This window comes from Bradyrhizobium sp. CIAT3101 (genome assembly GCF_029714945.1).
In the GTDB taxonomy this organism is placed as follows: Bacteria; Pseudomonadota; Alphaproteobacteria; order Rhizobiales; family Xanthobacteraceae; genus Bradyrhizobium.
On the sequence record NZ_CP121634.1, the window covers coordinates 3,003,718 to 3,030,043 of the forward strand.

Below are 26,326 nucleotides of genomic sequence, written 5' to 3' on the forward strand. Positions count from 1 at the left end.
TCAGGACTTGTCGAACTTCTTGACGACATCCGCCCATTTCGCGATGTCGCCCCGCAGGAACTTGTCGAACTCCTCCGGCGTCATCGACATGGGCACGGCACCCTGTTCGGTCCAGAGCTTGACGATGTCGGGCCGCTTCACCATCGCGTTCACGGCGGCGTTGAGCTTGTCGATGACGGGTTTTGGCGTGCCCACAGGGGCCATCAGGCCGAGCCAGATCGTCGCCTCATAGCCGGGAACACCGGCTTCGCCGGCGGTCGGCACATTGGGCAGCACTGCGGAGCGTTGTTGGCCGGTGGTCGCGAGTGCGCGGACCTGGTTCTCGCCGATGTTCGGCGCCATCGCGGGCACCGCGTCGATCATCATCTGCACCTGCCCGCCGATCACGCCGCTGCGCGCCTCGCCGCTGTTGCGATAGGGGACATGGACGATTTCGATACCGGCCATCGCTTTGAACAGTTCGCCCGCCATGTGGTAGGGCGTGCCCTGGCCGGACGAGGCATAGTTCAATTTGCCCGGCTGCGTCCTGGCGAGCGCGATGAACTCTTGCAGCGTCTTCGCGAGAACTTGCGGGTTCACCACGATGACGAGATCGGAATAGTTCACTGGTGCGATCGGCGCGAGGTCGCGCATCAACTCGTATTTGCGCTGCTCCGGCGTCAGCAACGATTCATTCGCGGTCTGGGTGTTGGACATCATCAGCAACGTGTAGCCGTCGGCCGGCGACTTCGCGGCCTCGACCGTGCCGATGACGCCACCGGCACCGGTGCGGTTCTCGACCACGAAGGGCTGGCCAAAGCGCTCCTGCAGCACTTGGCCGATCAGCCGGGCCGCGACATCCGCCGGTCCGCCGGCGCCGAAGGGAACAACGATGCGGACTGCGTGCGCGGGGTAGCCTTGCGCCAGGGACGGGGTCGCGGAGAAAGCGGTGAGCAGGCCGGCGGCCAGCACCAGCATCAATTGTCGGGCCGTCACACCCACCTCCCTGAACTCGTTTTTATTGGCGGGCACTGTAGCGGCAGCGGGCGCAGACTGTCGACGCCTCACAAAGTCGATTTCGGCTGGAATATCGGGCCGTTTTCGGTGTGGCCGCGGGGCATTTCGCGGTCGCGGGAGGAACAGGCCGGGCGCACGGTTTGAGCATTTTGCATGGGCATTGCCGGATAAATGCCCTCGGCTGCCTCTTATTTTGGTGTTACCAAATTGGTCATGAACCAGCACGCCAAGATCGAGATCCGCCACTCCACCTGTCCGCACGATTGCCCGTCGGCCTGTGCGCTCGATATCGAGGTGGTCGAGGGCCGCAGCATCGGCCGCGTTCGCGGTTCGAAAAAGCAGACCTATACGGCCGGCGTGGTCTGCGCCAAGGTCGCTCGCTACGCCGAGCGCATCCATCATCCGGAGCGGGTGACGTTTCCGATGCGCCGGATCGGGCCAAAGGGCTCCGGCCAGTTTGCGCGGATTTCGTGGGACGAGGCGCTCGACGAGATCGCCGATCGCTTCAATCAGGCCGAGCGCGAGTTCGGCGCGGAGTCGATCTGGCCCTACTACTACGCCGGCACGATGGGGCTGGTGATGCGCGACGGCCTCAACCGTCTCACGCATGTGAAAAAATACTCGCGCTTCTACCAGACCATCTGCGCCAATGTCGGGCGCATCGGCTTTGCCATCGGCACCGGCAAGATCGCGGGCGTCGATCCGCGCGAGATGGCGCTGTCCGATCTCGTCGTGATCTGGGGCACCAACCCCGTCAACACGCAGGTCAACGTGATGACGCATGCTGCGCGCGCGCGGAAGGAGCGCGGCGCGAAGATCGCAGCCGTCGACATCTACGACAACGAGACCATGAAGCAGGCGGATATCAAGATCCTGCTGCGGCCCGGCACCGACGGCGCGTTTGCCTGCGGCGTGATGCATGTTCTGTTCCGCGACGGCTATGCCGACCGCGCTTACATGGACAAATACACTGACTGCCCCACCGAGCTCGAGGCGCATCTGCAGACGCGCACGCCGGAATGGGCATCTGCGATCTGCGGCGTGCCGGTGGCGGAGATCGAGGCCTTCGCCAAGGCTGTCGGCGAGACCAAGCGAACCTTCTTCCGGCTCGGCTACGGTTTTACGCGGTCGCGCAACGGCGCGACGCAGATGCATGCGGCGAACTGCATTCCTGCGGTGACCGGTGCCTGGCAGTACGAGGGCGGCGGCGCCTTCTTCAACAATTATGCGCTATGGCACTTCAATGAAGCCGTCATCGAAGGCCATGATGCGATCGACAAGACGGTCCGTGCGCTCGACCAGTCGCAGATCGGGCGCATCCTCACCGGCGATGCCGAGGCCCTGCTGGGCAAGGGACCGGTCAAGGCGATGCTGATCCAGAACACCAACCCCATGACGGTCGCACCGGAGCAGGCGCTGGTGCGGCAGGGCTTTGCGCGCGAGGATCTGTTCGTCGCGGCGCACGAGCAGTTCATGACCGAGACGGCGCTGATGGCCGACATCGTGCTGCCCGCGACCATGTTCATGGAGCATGACGATCTCTATTACGGCGGCGGGCATCAGCACATCTCGGTCGGCCCCAAGCTGATCGACCCGCCCGATGAATGCCGCTCCAACCACCAGGTGTTGCAGGCGCTGGCGCCGCGGCTTGGCGCGAAGCATCCGGGCTTCGAGATGACGCCGCGCGAATTGATCGACGCGACGCTGAAGCTCAGCGACCACGGCGACATCGCCGGCCTCGAGGCCGACATCTGGCGCGATCTGCAGCCGGACTTCCGTACCTCGCACTATCTCGACGGCTTCGCGCATCCCGACAAGAAGTTCCACTTTAAGGCGGATTGGGCGCATCCGCCGTTCGGCCAGACCATGGGCGATTTCGACAAGATGCCTTCTCTGCCGGACCATTGGGCGGTGATCGAGCACACCGATCAGGCTCATCCGTTCCGGCTCGCGACCAGCCCGTCGCGCAGCTTCCTCAACACCACCTTCAACGAGACCCCGTCCTCGCAGGCGCGCGAGGGGAAGGCGAGCGTGATGATCCATCCGCTGGATGCGGCTGCACTCGATATCGCCGACGGCGACGCCGTGACGCTCGGCAACACCCGCGGCGAGACCACGTTGATTGCCGCGCTGTTCGAGGGCGTGCGGCGCGGCGTGCTGATCGCGGAGTCCGTGCATCCCAACAAGAATCACATCGGTGGCCGCGGCATCAACATGCTGACCGGTGCTGATACGATCGCCCCGATCGGCGGCGCTGCGTTCCACGACAACAAGGTCTGGATCAGGAAAGCGGCCGCGGCCTGAGCCGCGCTCGTGCCCTGATCGCGCGCAAATTTGCGTCGAGGCGCTAAAGCCGCAGCGCGTGATAAATTGCCCTTGCACCGCGCGCCCGAGCTGCCGCAAATGGCTGCAAACCGGAAGCAAGGAAGCTGCGTCATGACCGACACCACAGGCGTCATCACCGAGAAGCGCGGGCAGGCGTTCTGGATCACCATCAACCGGCCGGAGAAGCGCAACGCGCTGAACGGCGATGTCATCGCCGGTATCACCCGCGGCTATCGCGATGCCCATGACGACAAGGACGTTCGCGTCATCGTGCTGACCGGCGCGGGCGACAAGGCGTTTTGCGCCGGCGCCGATCTGCAGAACTCCGGTGCGGCCTTCGCGATGGATCATTCCAGGCCGAACGTCGATTATGCCGATCTGCTGCGCCTGTCGCAGAACGCGACGAAGCCCGCGATCGCGCGCGTCGGCGGCGTCTGCATGGCCGGCGGCATGGGCCTGCTTTGCATGACCGACATGGCGGTGGCGGCCGATCATGTCATCTTCGGCCTGCCGGAGGTGAAGGTCGGCGTGTTCCCGATGCAGGTGCTGAGCCTGTTGCAGGAGATCGCGCCGCGACGTCTCGTCAACGAATGGGCGCTCACCGGCGAGCCGTTCGATGCGAATGCCGCGCAAGCCGCGGGCCTGCTCAACTATGTCGTGCCGACAGCCGAGCTCGACGCCAAGGTCGACTGGCTGATCGGCCGCATCGTCGACAAATCCCCGACCGCGATCCGCCGCGGCAAATACGCCATGCGTGCCATCGCCTCGATGTCGTTCGACGAGAGCATCGCCTACACCGAGAGCCAGATCGCACTGCTCGCAATGACCGAGGACGCCAAGGAGGGGTTGAAGGCGTTCGGCGAGAAGCGGAAGCCGGTCTGGACGGGACGGTGACGGAGCAAGAAACGAAAAAACAACCCCATGCACAGTAGAGATGGAGTTCAAGCGCCTGGACAATTTTCGGTCTTACCGAAAATTGCTTGCTCCGTCGGGCAAAACAGCTGTATCAAGGCAGAATCGGGTTTCTCGCCTGACGTCATTTGTCGGCGCGCGCCGGGTGGTGCGTCCCGGATGACGAGCTACCCCGCGTTGGCCTTCAACCCCGCCGCCTGAATGCCGGCCACCGCGCAGGCCTCGTCATTGTCGGACGTGTCGCCGGAGATGCCGACCGCGCCGAGCAGTGTCGCGCCGTCCATGATCAGCACACCGCCGGGGACCGGCACCAGCGCGCCCTTGGCGATCGTGTTCACGGCGTCGATGAAATAGGGCTGCTCCTGCGCCCGCTGAAACAGCGCGCGCGAGCCCAGGCCCATGGCGAGCGCGCCATAGGCCTTGCCGTGGGCGATCTCGGCGCGCATCAGGCTGGTGCCGTCCTGCGCGGCTGCGATCTTGAGCACGCCGCGGGCGTCGAGGACGGTGACGACGAGCGGCTTGAGCTTCAGCTCGGTCGCCTTCGCGAATGCGGCGTCGAGGATTTTGCGGGCGGTGTCGAGCGTGAGATCAGCCATGGCTGGGTTCCTTTACAGCGGTTGAAGTGGAATTGGTTGTGGCGCGATCGAGGCTCATCGCCAGCACGCGGGCGACGTGCAGCGCCTCGCGTTGCGCGCCGTCGTGGATCTGGTGGCGGCAGGAGGTGCCGTCGGCGACGACCAGCGTGGCCTGATCAGCCGTCCGCACCGCGGGCAGCAGCGACAGCTCGGCCATCTCGATCGAGGCATCATAGGTGTCGGCGCCGTAACCAAAAGCGCCCGCCATGCCGCAGCAGCTCGACTCGATGGTCTTGACCTCAAGGCCCGGGACGAGCCGCAGCACCTGCTCGACCGGCTTGAACGCGCCGAAGGATTTCTGGTGGCAATGGCCGTGGACCATCGCCTTCTCGGCGACGGTGCCGAGCGGCAGTTGCAGCCGGCCGGCCTCGGCCTCGCGCATCAGGAATTCCTCGAAGGTCAGCGCATGCGCGCCGACCGCCTTGGCGTCGTCGTCCTTGCGCAGCGAGGCGAGCTCGTCGCGCAGTGTCAGGAGACAGCTCGGCTCGAGGCCGACGATCGGCACGCCGCGCGCGGCAAAGGGCGCGAAGGCGGCGACGAGACGATCGAGCTCGGACCTGGCTTCGTCGACGAGACCGGCGGAGAGGAAGGTGCGGCCGCAGCACAGCGGCCGGTTGCCGCTCGCGGGCTTCGGCAGATGCACGCGATAGCCACCGGCCGTCAGCACGCGCAGCGCAGCGTCGAGGTTTTCGCGTTCGTAGATACGATTGAAAGTGTCGGCGAACAGTACGACCTCGCGGCCGGTCTCCGGACCAACCGTTTCTGCGGGTGGCACAAAGACGTCGCTGCGGAACGCGGGCAGGGCGCGGCGTGCGCTGATGCCGGCAAAGCGCTCGAACAGCTTTCGCAGCAGCGGGCTGTGGTTACGCAAATTGGCGAGCGGTGCAAAACGCGAGGCAAGGCCGGCATAACGCGGGAGGTAGCCGACCAGGCGATCGCGCAGCGTCAGGCCGTGGGAGGTTGCGCGCGCGGCCAGCACCTCGATCTTCATCTTGGCCATGTCGACGCCGGTCGGGCATTCATGGCGGCAGGCCTTGCAGGAGACGCAAAGCTTCAGTGTCTCCATCATCTCGTCGGAGGCCAGCGCATCGGGGCCGAGCTGGCCGGAGATCGCGAGCCGGAGCGTGTTGGCGCGCCCGCGCGTGACGTCCTTCTCGTTGCGCGTGGCGCGATAGGACGGGCACATCACGCCGCCCTCGAGCTTGCGACAGGCGCCGTTGTTGTTGCACATCTCGACCGCGCCCTGGAAACCGCCGCCGGCGCCGGGATAAGCCGACCAGTCGAGCTTCGTCTTGAGGTCTGCGACGCGATAGTCCGGCTTGAAGCGGAACAGCGAGCGGTCGTCCATCTTCGGCGCATCGACGATCTTGCCGGGATTGAGGACGCCGTCGGGATCGAAGCGGTGCTTCACCTCCCTGAAGTCGGCGACGAGACGCTCGCCGAACATGGTCTCGTGGAATTCGGAGCGCACCAGGCCGTCGCCGTGCTCGCCGGAATGCGAGCCCTTGTACTCGCGCACCAGCGCAAAGGCCTCCTCGGCGATGGCGCGCATCGCCTTGACGTCCTTGTCGAGCTTGAGGTTCAGCACGGGGCGCACATGCAGGCAGCCTTCGGAGGCGTGCGCATACATCGTGCCGCTGGTGCCGTGCCTGGCAAACACCTCGTTCAGGCGCTGAGTGTAGTCGGCGAGATGCGGCAGCGGCACGGCGCAATCCTCGACGAAGGAGACCGGCTTGCCCTCCTGCTTCATCGACATCATGACGTTGAGGCCGGCGGCGCGGAAATCGGCGATGCCGCTTTGAAGTGCGGGCTCTGATATCTCGACCACGCCACCCCATTTGCGGGTGTCGTTGTTCCAACCGAAGCCGAGATCGCCCATCAGCTCGCCGAGCTGCTTGAGGCGTGCGAGGTTGTCAGCCTGGTCTTCCTCGGCGAACTCGACGACCAGCACGGCGTCCGGGTCGCCCTTGATCGCGGCATTGATGATCGGCTTGAACATCGCGATATCGCGGCCGAGCGCGATCATGGTGCGGTCGACCAGCTCGACCGCGATCGGCTTGAGCTTGACCAGATGCTGGGCCGCATCCATCGCCTCGTAGAAGCTGCCGAAATGGCAGACGCCGAGCGCCTTGTTGCGGATGACGGGCCACAGCTTCAGCTCGACCTTGGTGGTGAAGGCCAGCGTGCCTTCCGAGCCGACCAAGAGATGCGCCATGTTGTTGCGCGCATTGCGCGGCGTCAGCGCATCGAGATTGTAGCCACCGACGCGGCGCTGCACCTTGGGAAAGCGCGCCGCGATCTCGTCGGCCTCGCGGGCGCCGAGATCGAGCATGTCGCGGAACAGCGCGCGCATGCCGTCGCCGGCATCGAGGTCGGAGAGATCGCGCGAGACCTCGCCAAAACGGCTCAGCGTGCCGTCGGCGAGCGAAGCCTCCAGCGACAGGGTGTTGTCGCGCATGGTGCCGTAGCGCAGCGAGCGGCCGCCGCAGGAATTGTTGCCAGCCATGCCGCCGATGGTCGCGCGGGACGCCGTGGAGACGTCGACCGGAAACCAGAGCCCGTGTTTCTTGAGCTGGCGGTTGAGGTCGTCCAGCACGATGCCGGGTTCGACCACGCAGGTCCGGCCCGCGACGTCGAGCGACAGGATGCGGTTGAGGTGCTTCGAGAGGTCGACCACGAGGCCGTCATTGACGGTCTGGCCGCATTGGGAGGTGCCGCCGCCGCGCGGGGTGACCTTCACGCCCTCGTCCCGGGCGATCGCCAGGGCCCGCAGCGCCTCGTCCATGGTCTTGGGGACCACGACGCCGGATGGCACGATCTGGTAGAACGAGGCATCGGTGGCGTAACGGCCGCGGCTGAAGCCGTCGAACAGGACGTCGCCGGTCATGTCCGCGCGCAGGCGCCGTTCGAGCGAAGAGGCGTTTGTCATCCCTGGTCCTGGAGCGATCCGCGCGGCTGCTGGCTAAGCCGGGCATTCATTCTTGTTTCTGACCGAATATATTATGAATTCAAAATGAGCAAGCCTGCTGCCTGTTAAGGCGCTGCCGGTGCGTCGGCTTCGGGCTCGGCCAGGTGTTCGATCGCCGCCACGCGCTTGTTGCGCAGGTGCTGAAACAGGATGTCGCTCAGCTCGCTGCCGGCTCGCCGGCGCAGGGCGTCCAGGATCGCCTCGTGCTCGCGCATCGCCTCCGCCCAGCGCTGCCGCTTGCGGGCGAAGTTTGCGGAGTAGCGGACGCGGCGGATGCGTCCGGCGAAATTGGCGTAAGCGGTCTTCAGCGTCTCATTGCGCGCGGCTGCGACGATGCTCTCGTGGATGCGCTGGTTGGCCTGGAAATAGCCGTGCATGTCGCGATGCAGATAGTGGCCGTACATTTCGTAATGCAGCTGCTCGATCGCGGTGATTTCCTCGTCCGTAATCGCCTCGCAGGCAAGGCGCCCGGCCAGACTCTCGAGTCCGGCCATCACGTCGAACAGCTCCTCCAGGTCGCGCTGGCTGAGCTGGCGGATGCGGGCGCCGCGGTTGGGCAGCAGCTCGATCAGGCCCTCGGCCGCGAGCACCTTCAGTGCTTCGCGCAGGGGTGTCCGGGAGATGCCGAGCATCTCGCAGAGCTGCCGCTCGGGAACGCGGGCGCCGTCGGGAATGTTGCCTTCCACGACGTAGTCGCGCAGCCGCAGCAGGATCTCGCCATGGAGCGAGGCCGCCTCGCGGTCGCCGCCATTCGTGGCGGGTGGGGCGATCGGGACCCCGGTGTCGGGAATCGTGGATTTCATTTGCAGCACAATAGTTTGCTCGATTAACCGCGTCGACGTCCACAATCGAATACCAAATTTCGATTGAAATGACAAAAAATGAATGCAAAATGGCGATCGAGCCAGCCAGAATCCGTTGCCAGGGAGGTTTTCATGCATCAGGGACGCCATTTCCTTCAAATTCCGGGTCCGAGCCCGGTCCCCGAGCGCGTCCTGCGCGCCATGGACATGCCGGTCATCGACCACCGCAGCGCCGAATTCGGCGCGCTCGGCCGCGCCGTGCTCGAAGGCAGCCAGAAGATCTTCCAGACCAAAGGCCCGGTCATCATCTTCCCCTCCTCGGGGACGGGAGCCTGGGAGGCCGCGATCGTCAACACGCTGTCGCCCGGCGACAAGGTGCTGATGGTCGAGACCGGCCATTTCGCCACGCTGTGGCGGCAGATGGCCGGGCGCTTCGGCATCGAGGTCGATTTCGTGCCCGGCGACTGGCGTCGCGGCGCCGACCCGGCCGTGGTCGAAGCAAAACTCACCGAAGACAAGGCGCGCGCGATCAAGGCCGTGATGGTCGTGCACAACGAGACCTCGACCGGTGCCACCAGCCGCATCGCCGAGATCCGCGCCGCGATCGACCGCGCCGCGCATCCCGCGCTGTTGATGGTCGACACCATCTCCTCGCTCGGCTCGGTCGACTATCGCCACGACGAGTGGAAGGTCGATGTCAGCGTCAGCTGCTCGCAGAAGGGCTTTATGCTGCCGCCCGGTCTCGGCTTCAACGCGATCTCGGAGAAGGCGCGCGCGGCGGCGAAGACCAACAAGATGCCGCGCTCCTATTTCGACTGGGAGGAGATGCTCAAGCCCAACGCCAACGGCTTCTTCCCCTACACGCCGGCGACCAATCTGCTCTACGGCCTGCGCGAAGCGATCGCGATGCTGCTCGAAGAGGGGCTCGACAACGTGTTCGCACGACACGAGAGGCTCGCGGCTGCGACGCGCGCCGCCGTCAATCATTGGGGCCTCGAAGTGCTTTGCCAGGAGCCGTCGGAGTTCTCACCGGTGCTGACCGCGGTGCTGATGCCGCCGGGACATGATGCCGACCAGTTCCGCAAGATCGTGCTCGAGAATTACAATATGTCGCTGGGCTCCGGCCTGTCGAAGGTCGCCGGAAAGGTCTTCCGCATCGGCCATCTCGGCGAATGCAATGCGCTGACGCTGCTCGGCGCGCTCACAGGCGTGGAGATGGGCCTGTCGGTTGCCGGCGTGCCGCACCGCTCAGGCGGCGTCGACGTCGCGATGAAGCTCCTGGAGCAACGCCCGCAGGGCAATGCATCGCCGCATCTGAAAGTGGTCGGCACTTAGAATTGCGCGGGGACACGCAAGGCCAATCATAAGAACGATCAGGAGGGGTGGAGATGGGAATTCGGTTCAAGGCCACGCATGTCGTGCTGGCGATGCTCTGCGCGATGTATTTCATCACCTATGTCGACCGGGTGAACATCGGCACTGCGGCGAGCGAGATCCAGAAGGAGCTCGCGCTCTCGAACACCCAGCTCGGCCTCGTCTTCTCGGCCTTCGCCTATCCCTATCTGCTGTTCCAGGTGATCGGCGGCTGGGTCGGGGATCGGTTCGGGCCGCGCCAGACGCTGTTCTGGTGCGGCATGATCTGGGCGGTCGCGACCATCTCGACCGGCTTCGTCAACGGGCTGACGGCGCTGTTCGTCGCCCGCTTCGCGCTCGGCTTCGGCGAGGGCGCGACGTTCCCGACCGCGACGCGCGCGATGCAATACTGGACGCCGGCCAATCGCCGCGGCTTTGCGCAAGGCCTGACCCATTCCTTTGCCCGGCTCGGCAATGCCGTGACGCCGCCGGTGGTGGCGCTCCTGATCCTCTGGCTGACCTGGCGCGGCGCCTTCGTCGTGCTCGGCCTCGTCAGCCTGGTCTGGGGCGTGATCTGGGTCTGGTACTTCCGCAACGAGCCGAAAGAACACGCTTCCATCACGGAAGCCGAGCTTGCCGCGCTGCCGCCGCGCCCGACCGGCGAGCGGCCGCGCGTCCCGTGGGGCCCGCTGCTGGGGCGGATGTGGCCGGTGACGCTGACCTATTTCTGCTACGGCTGGTGCCTGTGGCTCTATCTCAACTGGCTGCCGCTGTTCTTCAAGAACAACTACAATCTCGACATCAAGAACTCGGCGCTGTTCGCCTCCGGGGTCTTCTTCGCCGGCGTGATCGGCGACAGCGTCGGCGGCGTGATCTCGGACAAGATCCTCGATCGCACCGGCAATGTCCGCCTGGCGCGGCTCAGCGTCACCGTTGCGGGATTTGCGGGAGCGCTGCTCTCGCTGTTCCCGATCCTGTTTGTCCACGACATCACGATCGTGGCGCTGTGCCTGTCGGCCGGGTTTTTCTGTGCCGAACTGGTGATCGGCCCGATGTGGTCGATCCCGATGGACATCGCCCCGAAATATTCGGGGACCGCGTCGGGGTTGATGAACACCGGCTCTGCCTTTGCCGCCATCGTCTCGCCGCTGGTCGCGGGCTTCGTGATCGACGCGACCGGAAACTGGTACCTGCCGTTCCTGATGTCGATGGGGCTGCTGCTGCTCGGCGGTGTCTCGGCCTTCCTGATGCACCCGGAACGGCCGTTTACCGAGGCCGAAGGGCGCCTGCCGTCCGGCAACGTGGTGGCCGCGGAGTAGGGGCGGCGGAGGGGCCCCGCTTATGCATGGGAGCAGCCCTTTGGAGAGGGGACAAGCCGGTCAAATGGTGCTATTCGGCGGCCATCAAAACAAGGCTAGACCGGGAAGGACGCCTATGACCGTGCATACTGGAAGGCATTTTCTCCAGATTCCAGGACCGACCAACGTGCCCGACCGCGTGCTGCGGGCAATGGACATGCCGACGCTGGACCATCGCGGTCCGGAGTTCGCCGAGCTCGGTTTCGCGGTCCTGGCCTCGATGCAGCGGGTATTCCGCACCAAGCAGCCCGTGATCATCTTCCCCTCGTCCGGCACCGGCGCCTGGGAAGCGGCCATGGTCAACGTGTTCGCCCCCGGCGACAAGGTGCTGATGTGCGAGACCGGCCAGTTCGCCGTGCTGTGGCGCGGCATTGCCGAAAAATTCAAGATCGACGTCGACTTCATTCCGAGCGACTGGCGCCATGGCGCCGACCTCGCCGAGATCGAGAAGCGCCTCGTCGCCGACAAGCAGCACGCGATCAAGGCGGTCTGCGTCGTTCACAACGAGACCTCGACCGGCTGCGTGACGCCGCCGCTCGATGTGCGCAAGCTGCTCGACCGCGTCAAGCATCCGGCGCTCTTGATGGTCGACACCATCTCCGGCCTCGGCTCGATGGAATACGAGCACGACGCCTGGGGCATCGACGTGTCGGTCGCCGGCTCGCAGAAGGGCCTGATGCTGCCGCCGGGCCTCAGCTTCAATGCCGTCTCGGAGAAGGCGCTCGCGGTGGCGAAGGCCAACCCCGGCATGCGCTCCTATTGGGACTGGCAGGAAGTGATCGGCTTCAACAAGCTCGGCACCTTCCCCTACACGCCCGCGACCAATCTGCTCTACGGCCTGCGTGAAGCGGTGAAGATGCTGGAAGAGGAAGGGCTGGAGAACGTCTGGTCCCGCCACAAGCGCCACAGCGCCGCGACCCGCGCCGCGGCCAAGGTCTGGGGCCTGGAGACGCAATGCGTCGATCCGGCCGCGCATTCGCCGGCGCTGACCGGCGTGCGCGTGCCCGACGGGCACGACGCCGATGCCTTCCGCAAGGTGGTGCTGGAGAACTTCGACATGTCGCTCGGCACCGGCCTGAACAAGGTCAAGGGCAAGGTGTTCCGCATCGGCCATATCGGTCATTTCAACGATCTGATGCTGATGGGCACGCTCGCCGGCGTCGAGATGGGCCTGGATCTTGCAAAGATTCCGCACCGGAGCGGCGGCGTATTGGCGGCCATGGACGTCCTGAAGGGACGCGACGCGGTGCCGATGACCAAGGCTCAGGTGGCCTGAACTAACTTGGAAGGTGATAGCGCGATGAACGCACCGACGACGACCAACGAAGACCTGCTCTACTCCGTCACGGACGGCATCGCGCGGATCACCTTCAACCGCCCGCAGGCGCGCAACGCCATGACCTTCGCCATGTATGACCGCATGGCGGAGATCTGCCTGGAGATCAACGCCGACCGTTCGATCAAGGCGCTGATCCTCACCGGCGCCGGCGACAAGGCGTTTGCCTCCGGCACCGACATCTCGCAATTCCGCGCGTTCAAGACGGCGCAGGATGCGCTCGACTACGAGGCACGGATCGATCGCGTGCTCGGCACGCTCGAGCAGTGCCGCGTCCCCGTGATCGCGGCCATCGCCGGCGCCTGCACCGGCGGCGGCGCCGGCATCGCCGCCTGCTGCGATCTGCGCATCGGCACCGAGACGACGCGCATGGGATTCCCGATCGCGCGCACGCTCGGCAATTGCCTGTCGATGTCCAACATCAGCCGCGTCGTTTCGCTGGTGGGTCCCGCCCGCACCAAGGATTTGATCTTCAGGGCGCGGCTGGTCGAGGCGCAGGAAGCGCTGTCGCTCGGCCTGCTCACCGAAATCGTGCCTGATGTCGAGACCCTGCAGCGCCGCGCTGACGAGACGGCAAAGCTCGTCGCGAGCCACGCGCCGCTGACGCTCGAAACGACGAAGGAAGCGGTCCGCCGCATTCGCCCCACGCTGTCGCGCGAGCAGGGCGAGGACCTGATCCTCAAGGCCTATATGAGCGAGGATTTCCGTGAGGGCATGGACGCTTTCCTCAACAAGCGCACGCCCAACTGGAAGGGCAAGTAGCGCCGGCACTTTGCTTTTCGCGCCATTGCACTGGCACGAAAAGCCAAGGCGATCTCTGGCGTCAATCGTCAGTCGTTCAGCACAACTCCCGATGTCACAAATGAGTCAAGCGGTTCCGTTGCCCGGAACCGCAATTGCAAGCGTGCGCTCTTGCGCGTTCACGTTGACGCCGCGATGCGGCCGGGCATAATATCGCAGAGGTTGCATGGGGCCGTCTCGCATTTTTGACGGGCCGGCCGGCAAGTGATTTCAAGTCCAGTCAAATTGAGTGACGTGAATTGCGTGAAGCGTTCCGGCCGACCTTGCTGCAACCCGACGTCATTGAACTGAAATTGAACTGTAGACGTAATGAACTAGCTTTCGACGACGCGAGCCGCGCCAAAATTCATTGCTGCTGACCTCCCGAAGCCAGGCACGGCATCGCGAACACGCCAAGCTCCTAAGCCAAGCCCCTAAGCCAAGACCCTTAAGCCAAGGCCTTTTTTCCCGAACGTTGAGTCACGTCCGATCTCCCGGACGCGATTAGTTGCGTCGCCGTGCCCTCGTGCGGCGGCGCCTTGATGACAAACGCAGGCAGGGATTTTTCCATGACCAATCATACGCCGGTTTTCACGTCCTCATCCGCAACGGGCAGCTTCACCGAATTCGCCGACACCACCGATTCCACGACGTTGCACACGTTGTCAGGCACGATGAGTTTCAAGGACAGCGACAAGACCGACATCCACACCACGTCGGCGACGCTGCAGTCGGCGGTGCTGTCCAGCGGAACGATCATTCCGGCGGCCTCCCTGGCGCATTTCCAGACTGCGATGCATTCGCAGATTCTCAGCGATTCCAACGGCTCGGGCCAACTCAAATGGAATTTCAGCGACGCGGATGAGGATTTCGATTTCCTTGCGAAGAACCAGACGCTGGTTCTGACCTACGACATCACGGTGTCCGACAATCACGGCGGCACCGCGATCCAGACCGTCAAGGTCACCGTCACCGGCACCGACGACAAGCCCGTCATCAACATGACGACGACGGCGACGGTCAGCGAGCAGGCCAACCAGACGCTGTCGTTGTCGCCCGACACGGTCCACGTCGCGCTCAACTTCACCGACGACGATCTCACCAACACCGGCCACACCGCGACCGTGATCGGCGTATCCGCATCCGGCGCCACCGCGGGCCTGTTGCCGGGCGCGCTCGGCGACGCCGAATTGATGGCGTTCTATCATGTCGACAATGTCATCAAGAATTCCGGCTCGAGCGCCGGCACCATCAACACCACCTTTTCGGCGCCCGACCTCGCCTTCGACTATCTTGCGGCCGGCCAGCATCTCGACATCACCTACACCGTGCAGCTCGACGATCACGCCGGTGGACTCTCGACGCAGACGGTCACGGTCACCGTGATCGGCACCAACGACAAGCCGGCGTTCCTGTCGTGTCCGGAATCGGCCGCCCTCGTCGAGGATCATCATGTCGATCCGACCGGCAATCTGACCGCGCATGACAGCCTGCTCTTTACCGACATCGATCTCGCCGACGCGCATACTGTCTCGACGACGGTGACGGCGACCCGCTCGGGCGGCGGCGCGATCCCGCTGACCAATGCGCAATTGCTGGCCGCATTCGGCACCTCGCTCCACGATTCGACCGGGCATGTGATCGGCGATATCGACTGGAATTTCGCGTTTCCCAATTCCGAGGCCAACTTCCTTGGCAATGGCGAGACGCTCAAGCTCGTCTATCACGTCACGGTCGACGACGGTCACGGCGGCACCGCCACGCAGGATGTCGCCATCACCATCCTCGGCGTCAATCATCCCGTCGTCATCACCAGCGCTCCAGAATCCTCCACCGTGGCCGAGCAGGACGCCACCACGGGTTCGTCCGCGCCCGACACGACGCCGACCACGCCGGCCGGCACGCTCGCCTTCACCGACCAGGACACCAGCGACACGCACACGGTGGCCGTGACGCTGGATTCGACCTCCGGCGCGACGCCGCCGGCCGCGACGCAGGCCGATCTTGCGGCGGCGCTGACGACGGTGCTGCACGATTCCACAGGCACGGGCACGGGCAGCATCGACTGGAATTTTGCGATTCCCGACAAGGATCTCGATTATCTCGCGGCCAACGAGACGCTGACGGTGAACTACGACATCAAGGTCGCGGACGGCTCGACCAGCTCGACCCAGACCGTCTCCGTCGTCATCACCGGCGCCAACGATGCGCCCGTCATCACCAGCGCGCCGCAATCGGCGTCGCTGTCCGAGCAGCCCGGCGTGACCGGATCGAGTGCCATCGACACCACGAGCCCAGTGCCGACGGGAACGCTGAGCTTCAATGATGTCGATCTGTCGGACGCCCATTCCGTCAGCGTCGCGCTGGATTCGGCGGTGTGGTCGGCCAACCCCGGCTCGATGCCGGCAGACACCCTCGCCGACCTCCAGACAGCACTCGCGACTGCGCTGCACGATTCCACCGGCACGGGCATCGGCAGCATCGATTGGACTTTCGCCATTCCCGATGCCGACCTCGACTTCCTCAGTGTCGGGGAGACCCTTACGGTCCAGTACGACGTGACGGTCGCGGATGCGACCACCAGTTCAACCCAGACTGTGACCGTGACGATCGACGGCGCGTCCGATCCGCTGGTCCTGACGCCGGTCACGGTCGCGGCGACCGACACGGCCGCCACCGATGCCGGCAGTCCGATTTTGAGCGGCTCCGTCTCGGACGCCGGTCATCCCGTCGATCTCTCGACGCCGAGGACGATCACGGCAGTGAACGGAAGCACAGGAGACGTCGGCGTGCCTGTCGCAGGCATCTATGGCTTCCTGGTCCTCAACGCTGACGGCTCCTTCAGCTACATCGCCAATGCAGCCGTCGATGCGCTCCATTCCGGCGACCATATCAGCGATCAGTTCAGCTACACCGTCGATGACGGACAGGGCCATCAGGCCACGACGACGCTGACGATCAACATCACAGGCGCCGATGACAATCCCCTCATCACCGCGGCCAGTGCCAGCGGATCGGTGACCGAGGACGCCGGTCCTGCTTCCATCATCAACGGTGATTTCGAGACCGGCGATCTCACCGGATGGACCGCCAGCGGCTCGCACATCCATGTCTTGAACTACGAGTTAGGCGGCAGCTTCGGACACTTCTCGGCACAGCTTGCCCCGACCAGCAGCGCGGAGACACTCTCTCAGGCGATCGCGACGACGCCCGGGCAGCATTACTTCGTCAGCTTCGACATCATCGGCGATCCCGAAGGGTTCGGCACGCCGCTCACGGTGACGTGGGACGATGCCGTCGTGCCGCTGCTTTCGGTCAGCAATATCGAGCCGGGCGTCCATCATTATGCATTCGAGGTCGCCGGTGACCCCACGCTGTCGACTTCGACGCTGCAATTCACCTATGCCGACGATGGCGACGGAATGATCCTGGATTCCGTCAATGTCAGCCCTGCGACGGGTCCGGCAACCGAGGCCACCGCAGGCTCGATCTCGTTCTCCGATGCCGAGATCGGCGACACCCACACCGCGAGTTTTGCGCCCGCGGGCGGTGGTTATCTCGGCACGTTCTCGCTCGATCCGCTCAGCGAGTCCGGAGGAACGGGATCGGTCGGCTGGCACTTCACGGTGAACAACGCCGACATCCAGTTCCTGGCACAGGGCCAGACGCTGACCCAGGACTATTTCGTCACGATCGACGATGGTCATGGCGGTACGGCCACGCAGGATGTCACGGTGACCCTCGACGGCACCAATGACGCGCCGACCGCGGTCGGCGAAACCGTGGTCACGGATGTCGGTGCCGGAGGCTCCGTCGCGATACCCGGTTGGGCGCTGGCCCTGAACGACACCGACCCCGATACGACGGACCACCTCGCGCTCGGCGCGATCACGGCGAGCTCGGGCGGCAGCGCAAGCGCAACCTTGGGTCAGGCGTCTTTCACCGACGATGCTACGCCCGGCGGTTCGTTCGACTACACGGCTTCGGACGGGATGACGACATCGGCCAACACTGCAACCGCGACCATCATCAACAACGCTGCCGGCGCCTCAGTGCTGAACGGGACCGGCGGCGATGACATCCTCATCGCCACCAACGGGACCGAGGCTCTGAATGGCGGCGCAGGCAACGACGTCCTGATCGGAACGCCGGCCGGTCATGTCATGACCGGCGGCAGCGGCAACGATACTTTCGCCTTCCTCCAGCCGCCGACCGCGCCCGGCCAGATCACCGACTTCAACACCACCACCGAGCACGATCGCATCGCGATCTCGGCGAGCGGCTTCGGCGGCGGCCTGACGGCTGGCATGGACGTGACGTCGATATTCGAAAGCTCGGCCGACGACACGTTCACCGGCGCGGCCGAATTCCACTTCGATACGGCCAACCAGACGCTCTATTTCAGCGCGGACGGGACGCAAGGCTCGGCGCATGCGATCGTCGCAGTCCAGGCCGCGGCGGTGATCAATCCGCATGACATCCTGATCGTGTAGCCGTCGCCGCACCGGCCTTGCGAACCGGGCGCGGGCTCCGCAAGGGGTCCGCGCTTTTTTGCGGGCCGGCGGCGCTTGCAATCGGTCTCATTCCAAAGTCATAAGCGGTGCGACGCCGGGCGGCTTGAACTGGCCGGCGTTCGCCCGCACAATGCAGCTGGTCTTTGGCTTTCACGAATTGCCAATCCGAACAAGAACATAGACAAGAATTGAGGAAGACGCGCGTGGGACATGGACTGAAGGCCGCAATGACCCTGGCGGCTGCGCTTTGGGTCGCGCCGGCGACCGCCGGCTGGGAACCGACCAAACCCGTCGAGATCGTGGTGGCGGCGGGCGCAGGCGGCGCCTCCGATCAGATGGCGCGGATGATGCAGGCCGCGATCCAGAAGAACAATCTGATGAAGCAGCCCATTGTGGTCTCGCTCAAGGGCGGCGCGTCCGGCGCGGAAGCGCTGATGTACATGAAGTCCAGCGAGGGCGATCCGAACAAGGTGCTGATCGCCTATTCGCTGATCTACATGCTGCCGCTGTCGGCCAAGATCCCGTTCAACTGGCGTGAGCTGACCCCGGTCTCGGTGATCGCGCTCGACCAGTTCGTGCTGTGGGACAACAGCGCGGGACCGAAGACGGTGAAGGAGTTCGTCGACGCCGCGAAAGCGGCGAGCGCCCCGTTCAAGATGGGCGGCACCGGCTCCAAGCGTGAGGATCACGTGTTGACCGTGTTCCTGGAGCAGAAGACCGGCGCGAAATTCTCCTATCTGCCCTACAAGTCCGGCGGCGAGGCCGCGACCCAGCTGGTCGGCAACCACACCGAATCCAACGTCAACAACCCGAGCGAAAATCTCGAGGTCTGGCGTGCCGGCCAGGTGCGGCCGCTCTGCGTGTTCGACAAGGAGCGCATCTCCTACACCGGCAAGGTGACCGACACGCAGTCCTGGGCCGACATCCCGACCTGCAAGGAGGAGGGCGTCGACGTCCAGTATCTGATGCTGCGCGCGATGTTCCTGCCCGGCAAGGTCACGCCGGAGCAGCAGGCGTTCTATGTCGAGCTGTTCCACAAGGTGACGCAGACCGCGGAGTACAAGGACTACATGGAAAAGCAGGCCTTGAAGCCGATCTTCCTCACCGGCAAGGACATGGTGCAGTTCCTCGAGGAGGACGATGCGCAGAACAAGGCGCTGATGACGGAAGCAGGATTCGTCGCGAAGTGACCACATCCTCCACGTCATGCCCCGCGAAGGCGGGGCATCCAGTCTTGCACAGAGTTCGACGAAAGACGGCTTCTGCACGACGTACTGGATCATCCGCTTTCGCGGATGATGACAGCGTAATTTAATCTGGCAGAGCATGTCCCAAACCGATCTTGAAATCGTCGTCGACGATCCGACCGCGCCCGAAGAGAATTCCCCCTCCGTCACGAGCTCAGGCACGGTCGAAATCATCGTCTGCCTCCTGCTGCTCGCGCTGGCCGCGACCCTCGGCTACGACAATTGGCGCACCGGCGCCTCCTGGGACTCGACCGGGCCCGAGCCCGGCTATTTCCCGTTCTATCTGTCGCTCATCCTCGGCGGCGGCAGCCTCTACGGCCTGATCTCCGCGCTGGTCGCGCGCCGCGGGGCCGCCGAGACCTTCGTCACGCGTGCGCAGGCGCGCCGGGTGATGGCGGTGTTCCTGCCGACGCTGCTGTTCTGCGTGGTGACGCAGTTCCTCGGCCTCTACGTCGCGAGCTTTCTCCTGATCGCGGGCTTCATGCGGGCGATCGGCAAGATCGCGCTGTGGAAGTCGCTGCTCACGGCCTTCCTGTTCACGGCGATCATGTTCGTCACCTTCGACATCGCCTTCGACGTCATCATGCCGAAGGGGCCGCTCGAAGCGGCCTTCGGCTACTAGGCGGACCCGCGATGGAAGCTTTCGGTCTCCTGCTTCACGGCTTCGCCGTCCTGCTGACGTGGAAGACGCTGGTGCTGATGATGGTCGGGCTCGTGCTCGGCATCTTCGTCGGCGTGCTGCCCGGCCTCGGCGGCCCCAACGGGGTCGCGATCCTGCTGCCGCTCACCTTCACGATGGATCCGACGTCGGCGATCGTGATGCTGTCCTGCATCTATTGGGGCGCGCTGTTCGGCGGCGCGATCACCTCGATCCTCTTCAACATCCCCGGCGAAGCCTGGTCGGTCGCGACCACCTTCGACGGCTATCCGATGGCGCAGCAGGGCAGGGCGGCCGAGGCGCTGACCGCGGCGTTCACGTCGTCCTTCATCGGTTCGCTGGTCGCGGTGCTGCTCATCACCTTCCTGGCGCCGATGATCTCGTCCTTCGCGCTGAAGTTCGGCCCGCCCGAGTTCTTCGCGGTGTATCTCTTGACCTTCTGCTCCTTCGTCGGCCTCGGCCGCGAGGCCAAGCACAAGACGGTCATCTCGATGTCGCTCGGGCTTCTGCTCGCCGGCGTCGGCATGGACACCGTGTCCGGCCAGCTGCGCATGACTTTCGGCTCGTCCGAGCTCCTGCGCGGCATCAACTTCCTCGTCGCCGTCATCGGCCTGTTCGGCATCAGCGAGATCCTGCTGACGATGGAGGAGCGGCTGGCGCTGCGAGGCCATGCGGCGAGCATTTCGCTGCGCGTGGTGCTGAGCGTGTGGAAGGACCTGCCGAAATATTGGGTGACGCTGCTGCGCTCCTCCTTCATCGGCTGCTGGCTCGGCATTACCCCGGGCGGCGCGATCGCGGCGTCCTTCATGGGATACAATCTCGCCAAGCGCTTTGCCAAGGAGCCCGAGAGTTTCGGCAAGGGCCGCATCGAGGGCGTGTTCGCGCCGGAGACGGCCGCGCATGCCTCCGGCACCTCGGCGCTGCTGCCGATGCTGGCGCTCGGCATTCCCGGCTCCGGCACGGCTGCGATCCTGCTCGGCGGGTTGATGGTGTGGGGGCTCAATCCCGGACCGCTGCTGTTCGTCGAGCACAAGGATTTCGTCTGGGGCCTGATCGCCTCGATGTATCTCGGCAACGTCGTCGGGCTCGTGCTGGTGCTGACCACGGTGCCGATCTTCGCCTCGATCCTGCGCGTGCCGTTCGCGGCCGTCGCGCCGATGATCGTGGTGTCCTGCGCGATCGGGGCCTATGCGATCCAGAATGCGATGTTCGACATCTGGCTCATGCTCGGCTTCGGTGTCGTCGGCTACGTCTTCAAGAAGATCGGCATTCCGCTGGCGCCGTTCACGCTGGCACTCGTGCTCGGCAACCGCGCCGAGGACGCCTTCCGCCTCTCGATGATCGGCTCAGGCGGCGACCTGAAGGTGTTCTGGTCGAACGGACTGGTCGGCTCGATCACGACGCTGGCCATCGTGCTGCTGTTCTGGCCGGCGATCGACGGGTTGCTCGGCCGTGTCGGATGGACGCAGCGGACCAGGACGACATCGCGCTAGGGCTGAGCAACCGGATCAGTCGGACCATTTCTGTCGATGCGCTTCGTCGAACCTCGCTTGGCGGCTTGGAGCGACGCCTGCTTCCTCCGTCAATCGATGATATGACGGCCATCTTTGTGACCGGAGGAAAATCGTGTTCTTCGTTCTGTCCAAGACGCTCGGCATCATGGCGCTGCCGCTTAATTTCCTGATCGCCCTCGGCGTACTCGGCTCGCTCCTGCTCATGACGCGATTCCTCAGGCTCGGTCGCACGCTTCTGGTCCTGGCTGCATTGATGCTCGCGGTGTGCGGGTTCGCACCGGTCGGAAACCTTCTGCTCTATCCGCTGGAGTCCCGCTTCCCGGCCTGGAGCCCGTCCCAGGCCGCGCCGGATGGCATCATCGTTCTCGGTGCGTCGATCGACGTCGATCTGTCCGCGGCTCACGGTACGCCGGTTGTAACGGCGGCGTCCGACCGGATCATCGTCACCGCTGCGCTGGCTCGGAAATATCCCAACGCGCGCGTGGTCTATACGGGCGGCAACGCCAACCTGATCTCCGGCGAGGCGAAGGAGGCTGACTTCGCAGCCGGGCTGTTCGAAAGCCTGGGGATCGACAAGAGCCGGCTGATCCTCGAAAGCCGCGCCCGCAACACCTACGAGAACGCGCTGTTCACCAAAGCCTTGGTTGATCCGAAACCCGGCGAGCGCTGGCTGCTCGTGACGTCGGCCTTTCACATGCCGAGGTCGATCGGTCTGTTTCGGAAAGTGGGATTTGCGGTCGAGCCTTGTCCGGTCGATTGGCGTGTCGGCACGGGATGGGACGCCCTCTCGTTCACGGACGTTGCACAGGACGGTCTGTCGCGCACCAACATCGCGGTCCGCGAGTGGCTCGGCCTGATCACCTATCGGGCCACCGGCCGCATCGACGAATTGCTTCCGGGGCCGCCGGGCTGAGACCTCAGCCCCAAGGTCAGCCAAGCCTTTGGGGAAGGGGACCTGCACCTCAATGGTCTGCATGTCGGGTTCGACATGCAGCTTGTAGGCGTTTGTTCCGCCGAGATGGAACTGGGACAAGGCCGGCGGATAGAGCGCGCCCCGCGACGAGGATGAAGCGCGGTTGCCGCATCGTCACGGTGCCATCGCAGGTTTCTTCCCTAATGACGGGCAGGTCCGCAAGGTTGCGTGCGAGGCACGACTGACAGACCTCGTCGGCCTGAAGATCGGGCGCAATTTCGGCCGTAAAGACTGCCGGCGGCGAGAGGTGGATGGGGGTATTTTTATACCTCTATGGACGATGTACGGCTGTCCCTGTCGTGGATCAGGGTGACGTCACAATGCGATCAATGCCCATCATAGGGCGTCGGATCGTCATGCATGTCCCGGATCATGGTTTGCCAGTCGGAGGCACGGAATCCGGTTCGCTTGGCGAAATTGCTGCCATCGAGCCTGCGATCGCAGAAGAACTTCTCGTCGCGCTCGAGGGTCACGCCGAGCCCGTATTGCGCGTTCACGATCTGCAAAAGCTCGAATTTGCTGATCGGATCCGAGGCGACGTGCCAGACGCCATCGACGTCTGGATGTTCCGTAATCAATTTTCCGACCAGATCCGACATGGCGTTGGTCGTAAGGCCGGTATAGAGAGCGCCGGCGAATCCCTTCGCGTGCCCGCCACGTTGCGAAATGAACCATTCGACCAGGCTGGAGCGTCCGCGCAGTTCCCTGCCGACGATGGACGATCGAATGGTCAGGCAGCCGGGCCCAGAGACTTCGCCCAGCAGCTTGCTGCGTCCGTACAGATCCTCCGCATCGGTAGGCGAGCTCTCCGAAAACGGACCTTTCCGACCGGCGAACACACAATCGGTGCTGAATTGTATCAGGCGAGCGCCGCGCTTCCGGCAGAGCGCTGCGGCTCTGTGCGGAAGCATCGCGTTGGCGGCAATCGAAGTAATGGCGTCCTTCGCCAGATCGATCTGCTTGATGACGCCGACCGCATTGATGACGACGTCGGGACTCGTCGTCTCGATCGCGGCCTCGAGGTCTGCGTCCTGCAGCACGTCTACATTCGGCTGAATTCGGTAAGCGCCAGCCAGGGCCAGTCGCGCTGCGGGCGTGTCGGGAATCGAAGACGAACGGATCGTTCCGGAAACCTGAAGGCCCTGTGCCGCCAGCCTCTGGACAAGCTTGTGCCCAAGCATGCCGGTTGCTCCGAGCACCAGCACGTGCGGGACGCGGCGAGCCGTGTGTGGATCAGGCGGCAATTCCGACGACATTCTTCATTTCCACTCACGATTGACGTGGCTGAGCATCTCAGCGGATGGCATCTATCTCACCGGTCTGTCAAGAAATTCCGGATTTCGCGTGGGCCGGCCCAGACCGAGGGTAACTTGATGTGTCATTTCCCGTCCGTCCGGCGGTTCGGTCCCGCTTGACAAGTTCTTGCCATCAGGCGCACGGCTGGTGCATAGGGCTTGCTGGCTATAAAACTCGCTAACTGCCGCGCATCTGGACCTAATCTCGGGGTTCGCCCCCATCAAGTAGGACCTCGACAGTCGTTATGGAAAGATTGCATCCGATTGACCCCCAGAATGAGCGATGTGCATTTTGTGAGACAGAGGGTCTGGTAGAAGTCATTGATTTCGGTGACGTGGCGCTGGCCGGCGGGTTCTTGAAGGAAGAAGCGTTCGCCCGGGAATCGAAATTCCGCCTGCGCGTGTGCTTCTGCCCGAGTTGCTACGCGGTTCAGGTTCCCGACAAGGTTGATCCGAACCTCCTGTTCGCCGACTATTTCTATTTCTCGTCGGCGATCCGGACGTTGCGGGAGCACTTTAACGATTACGCGACGGAGGTGGTGGCGCGATTTGTCACGCCGCGCCATGCCACGGTGCTCGAATTCGGTTGCAATGACGGCATCCTCCTGAAGCCGCTGGCGGACCAGGGCATCGCCAATCTCATCGGCGTCGATCCCGCGCTCAACATTCTGAAGACGATCGATGATCCGAGAATCAACACGGTCCATGGCTTCTTCAACGAATCGCTCGTCGAGGAGTTGATCGGGCGTTTCGGCAAGGCCGATCTGGTTCTCGCCAACAATGTGTTCGCGCATATCCCTGACATCAACGGCGTGACACGGGCGGTCGAGAGGATCCTGAAGGACGACGGCGTCTTTGTGTTCGAGGTGCACTATCTCGGCAAGATCATCCAGGATCTCCAGTACGACATGATCTATCACGAGCACCTGTATTATTACTCCCTGCTCGCGCTCGAAAATCATTTCGCCCGTCACGGCATGACCGTGTTCGACATCAAGCCGATACCGATCCACGGCGGCTCGATGCGTTACTATGTCTGCAAGAAGAACAGTTTCCACGCCAAGGACATCTCGGTCCGCGTGCATAATCTGCGGAACGAGGAGCGGGCGCTTGGCTACGATCGTCCAGAGACCTACACGACCTTTGCGGCGAACTGCGCCGACCGCCGCCAACGGTTGATGGACCTGTTGACGCGGCTGCGCGCAAAGGGCCGCACGATCGCCGGATACGGCGCGTCCGGCCGTGCCAACACCATCATCCAGTATTGCGGGATCGGACGCGAGCATCTCGAATACATGATCGATGATGCGCCGGCAAAGCACGGCTATTCGACGCCCGGTTCGCATCTCACGATCCGCAGCAACGACGTGCTGCGCACGGATCCTCCGGATTATCTGCTGATCTTTGCCTGGAGTTTCTTCAACGAAATTGCAGCGAAGAGCGCGGATTACGTCGCGCAAGGCGGCCGGTTGATGGTACCGCTTCCCGATGTGCGGATAACGTTCTATCCGACCTCGGATGACCTGCTCTAGAAAATGAACTGCCCGGTAAAAGTCGGAGACTAGAATGAAAGTTATGTCGATTTTCGGCACGCGGCCGGAAATGATCAAGATGTGGTCGACGTTCAAGAAGCTCGACGCGCTGAACTTCGAGCACATCATGGTTCATACCGGCCAGAATTTCACGCCGGAGCTCAAGGATTTCTTCTTCCGCGATCTCGAACTGCGCGAGCCGGATCATCAGCTCAATATCGACACCTCGAGCTATTCGCGCGAAGTCGCCGACGTGATCATCAAGTCCGATCAGTTGTTCGAACAGCACAAGCCGGACGCGTTGCTGATCCTCGGCGATACGTTCAGCGGATTGTCGGTGATGCCGGCTGCACAGCGCGGCATCAAGATCTTCCACATGGAAGCCGGGCTTCGCGCGTGGGACAAGCGGATGCCGGAGCAGCGCAACCGCATCCTGATCGACCACATGAGCAGCATCTTGCTGCCGTTCAATGCCTATCACCGGGAGAATCTGCTCCGTGAGAACATTCATCCCTCGAAGATATTCCTGTCCGGCAATCCGACCTTCGAGGTGATGCGTCACTTCCTGCCGCAAATCCAGGCTTGCGACGTCCTCAAGCGCATGAACCTGTCGCCGAAGGGCTACATTCTGGTCACCGCGCACCGCAGCGAGAACGTCGACAATCCGGTCTATCTTGCCCGTCTCTTCGAGGCATTCGGCGAGATGGCGCGCCGCTTCAAGCGTGAGGTGATCTATCCCATGCACCCGCGCACCAAGAGCAAGCTGAAGGATATCAAGATCGCGGACGGCGTTCGCGTCATGGCACCGCTCGGATTCTACGATTTCAACAAGCTGCTGTCAGAGAGCTTCTGCGTGCTTTCGGATTCCGGCACTGCCCCGGAAGAGGCGTTGTTCTACAAGGTGCCCTGCGTCAGCCTGCGCATGACCACGGAACGGCCGGAGACCGTCGAGGCTGGCGCCGTCGTTGTCGGCGGCATGGAAGTATCCAACCTTGTCGACGCCGTGGAAACGGTGACCGGTCAGGATTGGCAGGTGCGCTACGACTTCAACGAGAACTTCGCGGCGTCCTCGGTTGTCGTGAACTGCATCCGCAGCCAGATCACCAACTGGTTCTGAGCGGGCGCGC

18 protein-coding genes are annotated in these 26,326 nt (G+C 63.8%); 13 read left to right on the forward strand and 5 right to left on the reverse strand.

Annotated elements, in window-relative coordinates; translation table 11 throughout:
* Complete coding sequence (locus QA645_RS14100; RefSeq protein ID WP_283053187.1) at window positions 1-957, reverse strand: tripartite tricarboxylate transporter substrate binding protein; 957 nt, start codon at window positions 955-957, stop codon at window positions 1-3.
* A gap of 252 nt (window positions 958-1,209) precedes the next feature.
* Here QA645_RS14100 and QA645_RS14105 point away from each other — a divergent pair, with 252 nt between their 5' ends.
* Window positions 1,210-3,300, forward strand: coding sequence for a molybdopterin oxidoreductase family protein (locus tag QA645_RS14105; protein WP_283050916.1), 2,091 nt, complete (start codon window positions 1,210-1,212; stop codon window positions 3,298-3,300).
* 132 nt (window positions 3,301-3,432) lie between these two features.
* Window positions 3,433-4,215, forward strand: coding sequence for an enoyl-CoA hydratase/isomerase family protein (locus tag QA645_RS14110; protein WP_283050918.1), 783 nt, complete (start codon window positions 3,433-3,435; stop codon window positions 4,213-4,215).
* A 185-nt stretch (window positions 4,216-4,400) separates the two neighbouring features.
* On the opposite strand, the gene QA645_RS14115 is transcribed toward QA645_RS14110, so the two are convergent.
* The 3 genes from QA645_RS14115 to QA645_RS14125 all read right to left on the reverse strand — a co-directional run bounded on the left by QA645_RS14115 (window position 4,401) and on the right by QA645_RS14125 (window position 8,639).
* On the reverse strand, window positions 4,401-4,829 hold the full coding sequence (locus QA645_RS14115; RefSeq protein WP_283050920.1) for a heme-binding protein: 429 nt from the start codon (window positions 4,827-4,829) through the stop codon (window positions 4,401-4,403).
* Window positions 4,822-7,797, reverse strand: coding sequence for an FAD-binding and (Fe-S)-binding domain-containing protein (locus tag QA645_RS14120; RefSeq protein WP_283050922.1), 2,976 nt, complete (start codon window positions 7,795-7,797; stop codon window positions 4,822-4,824). Before QA645_RS14120 ends, QA645_RS14115 begins: the two co-directional genes overlap by 8 nt.
* Window positions 7,798-7,901: 104 nt before the next feature.
* Window positions 7,902-8,639, reverse strand: coding sequence for a GntR family transcriptional regulator (locus QA645_RS14125; protein ID WP_254194665.1), 738 nt, complete (start codon window positions 8,637-8,639; stop codon window positions 7,902-7,904).
* A 132-nt stretch (window positions 8,640-8,771) separates the two neighbouring features.
* On the opposite strand from QA645_RS14125, the gene QA645_RS14130 reads away from it, so the two are divergent.
* The 9 genes from QA645_RS14130 to QA645_RS14170 all read left to right on the forward strand — a co-directional run bounded on the left by QA645_RS14130 (window position 8,772) and on the right by QA645_RS14170 (window position 22,312).
* Window positions 8,772-9,974 (forward strand): alanine--glyoxylate aminotransferase family protein, encoded by a 1,203-nt coding sequence (locus QA645_RS14130; RefSeq protein WP_254132779.1) that lies wholly within the window; start codon window positions 8,772-8,774, stop codon window positions 9,972-9,974.
* 53 nt (window positions 9,975-10,027) lie between these two features.
* Entirely contained in the window at window positions 10,028-11,311 is a 1,284-nt protein-coding gene (locus tag QA645_RS14135; protein ID WP_254132778.1) for an MFS transporter, read from the forward strand.
* Window positions 11,312-11,426: 115 nt separating this feature from the next.
* Window positions 11,427-12,626 carry an aminotransferase class V-fold PLP-dependent enzyme gene (locus QA645_RS14140; RefSeq protein WP_283050925.1) on the forward strand — a complete coding sequence of 400 codons (1,200 nt, stop codon included), beginning with the start codon at window positions 11,427-11,429 and terminating at the stop codon, window positions 12,624-12,626.
* A 24-nt stretch (window positions 12,627-12,650) separates the two neighbouring features.
* Window positions 12,651-13,448 (forward strand): enoyl-CoA hydratase/isomerase family protein, encoded by a 798-nt coding sequence (locus QA645_RS14145; protein WP_254132776.1) that lies wholly within the window; start codon window positions 12,651-12,653, stop codon window positions 13,446-13,448.
* A 587-nt stretch (window positions 13,449-14,035) separates the two neighbouring features.
* A complete protein-coding gene (locus tag QA645_RS14150) occupies window positions 14,036-17,959 on the forward strand; it encodes a VCBS domain-containing protein (RefSeq protein ID WP_283050927.1) in 3,924 nt (1,307 codons plus the stop codon).
* A gap of 248 nt (window positions 17,960-18,207) precedes the next feature.
* Window positions 18,208-19,170, forward strand: a complete 963-nt coding sequence (locus tag QA645_RS14155; protein ID WP_283053189.1) for a tripartite tricarboxylate transporter substrate-binding protein — start codon at window positions 18,208-18,210, stop codon at window positions 19,168-19,170.
* Window positions 19,171-19,306: 136 nt separating this feature from the next.
* Window positions 19,307-19,849 carry a tripartite tricarboxylate transporter TctB family protein gene (locus tag QA645_RS14160; protein WP_283050929.1) on the forward strand — a complete coding sequence of 181 codons (543 nt, stop codon included), beginning with the start codon at window positions 19,307-19,309 and terminating at the stop codon, window positions 19,847-19,849.
* Window positions 19,850-19,860: 11 nt separating this feature from the next.
* Window positions 19,861-21,378: a tripartite tricarboxylate transporter permease gene (locus QA645_RS14165; protein ID WP_283050931.1), complete on the forward strand. Its 1,518-nt coding sequence runs from the start codon at window positions 19,861-19,863 to the stop codon at window positions 21,376-21,378.
* 133 nt (window positions 21,379-21,511) lie between these two features.
* A complete protein-coding gene (locus tag QA645_RS14170; RefSeq protein ID WP_283050933.1) occupies window positions 21,512-22,312 on the forward strand; it encodes a YdcF family protein in 801 nt (266 codons plus the stop codon).
* A 386-nt stretch (window positions 22,313-22,698) separates the two neighbouring features.
* On the opposite strand, the gene QA645_RS14175 is transcribed toward QA645_RS14170, so the two are convergent.
* Window positions 22,699-23,628: an SDR family oxidoreductase gene (locus QA645_RS14175; protein ID WP_283050935.1), complete on the reverse strand. Its 930-nt coding sequence runs from the start codon at window positions 23,626-23,628 to the stop codon at window positions 22,699-22,701.
* A 284-nt stretch (window positions 23,629-23,912) separates the two neighbouring features.
* Between QA645_RS14175 and QA645_RS14180 the strand changes: the two genes are divergently transcribed.
* Together QA645_RS14180 and wecB are read left to right on the forward strand one after the other, a co-directional pair.
* Window positions 23,913-25,199, forward strand: a complete 1,287-nt coding sequence (locus QA645_RS14180) for a class I SAM-dependent methyltransferase (protein ID WP_283050937.1) — start codon at window positions 23,913-23,915, stop codon at window positions 25,197-25,199.
* Between the two features lie 34 nt (window positions 25,200-25,233).
* Window positions 25,234-26,316, forward strand: a complete 1,083-nt coding sequence (gene wecB / locus QA645_RS14185; protein WP_283050940.1) for a UDP-N-acetylglucosamine 2-epimerase (non-hydrolyzing) — start codon at window positions 25,234-25,236, stop codon at window positions 26,314-26,316.
* The last annotated feature ends 10 nt before the right edge of the window (window positions 26,317-26,326 follow it).

What these genes read in the sequence shown, in the direction of transcription:
- QA645_RS14120 (WP_283050922.1), bottom strand. Translation starts at nt 7,797, where the DNA reads ATGACAAACGCCTCTTCGCTCGAACGGCGCCTGCGCGCGGACATGACC.
- QA645_RS14165 (WP_283050931.1), top strand. Translation starts at nt 19,861, where the DNA reads ATGGAAGCTTTCGGTCTCCTGCTTCACGGCTTCGCCGTCCTGCTGACG.
- QA645_RS14110 (WP_283050918.1), top strand. Translation starts at nt 3,433, where the DNA reads ATGACCGACACCACAGGCGTCATCACCGAGAAGCGCGGGCAGGCGTTC.
- QA645_RS14140 (WP_283050925.1), top strand. Translation starts at nt 11,427, where the DNA reads ATGACCGTGCATACTGGAAGGCATTTTCTCCAGATTCCAGGACCGACC.
- QA645_RS14180 (WP_283050937.1), top strand. Translation starts at nt 23,913, where the DNA reads ATGGAAAGATTGCATCCGATTGACCCCCAGAATGAGCGATGTGCATTT.
- QA645_RS14105 (WP_283050916.1), top strand. Translation starts at nt 1,210, where the DNA reads ATGAACCAGCACGCCAAGATCGAGATCCGCCACTCCACCTGTCCGCAC.
- QA645_RS14175 (WP_283050935.1), bottom strand. Translation starts at nt 23,628, where the DNA reads ATGTCGTCGGAATTGCCGCCTGATCCACACACGGCTCGCCGCGTCCCG.
- QA645_RS14135 (WP_254132778.1), top strand. Translation starts at nt 10,028, where the DNA reads ATGGGAATTCGGTTCAAGGCCACGCATGTCGTGCTGGCGATGCTCTGC.
- QA645_RS14155 (WP_283053189.1), top strand. Translation starts at nt 18,208, where the DNA reads ATGACCCTGGCGGCTGCGCTTTGGGTCGCGCCGGCGACCGCCGGCTGG.
- QA645_RS14150 (WP_283050927.1), top strand. Translation starts at nt 14,036, where the DNA reads ATGACCAATCATACGCCGGTTTTCACGTCCTCATCCGCAACGGGCAGC.
- QA645_RS14130 (WP_254132779.1), top strand. Translation starts at nt 8,772, where the DNA reads ATGCATCAGGGACGCCATTTCCTTCAAATTCCGGGTCCGAGCCCGGTC.
- QA645_RS14145 (WP_254132776.1), top strand. Translation starts at nt 12,651, where the DNA reads ATGAACGCACCGACGACGACCAACGAAGACCTGCTCTACTCCGTCACG.
- QA645_RS14160 (WP_283050929.1), top strand. Translation starts at nt 19,307, where the DNA reads ATGTCCCAAACCGATCTTGAAATCGTCGTCGACGATCCGACCGCGCCC.
- QA645_RS14115 (WP_283050920.1), bottom strand. Translation starts at nt 4,829, where the DNA reads ATGGCTGATCTCACGCTCGACACCGCCCGCAAAATCCTCGACGCCGCA.
- QA645_RS14125 (WP_254194665.1), bottom strand. Translation starts at nt 8,639, where the DNA reads ATGAAATCCACGATTCCCGACACCGGGGTCCCGATCGCCCCACCCGCC.
- QA645_RS14100 (WP_283053187.1), bottom strand. Translation starts at nt 957, where the DNA reads ATGCTGGTGCTGGCCGCCGGCCTGCTCACCGCTTTCTCCGCGACCCCG.
- wecB (WP_283050940.1), top strand. Translation starts at nt 25,234, where the DNA reads ATGAAAGTTATGTCGATTTTCGGCACGCGGCCGGAAATGATCAAGATG.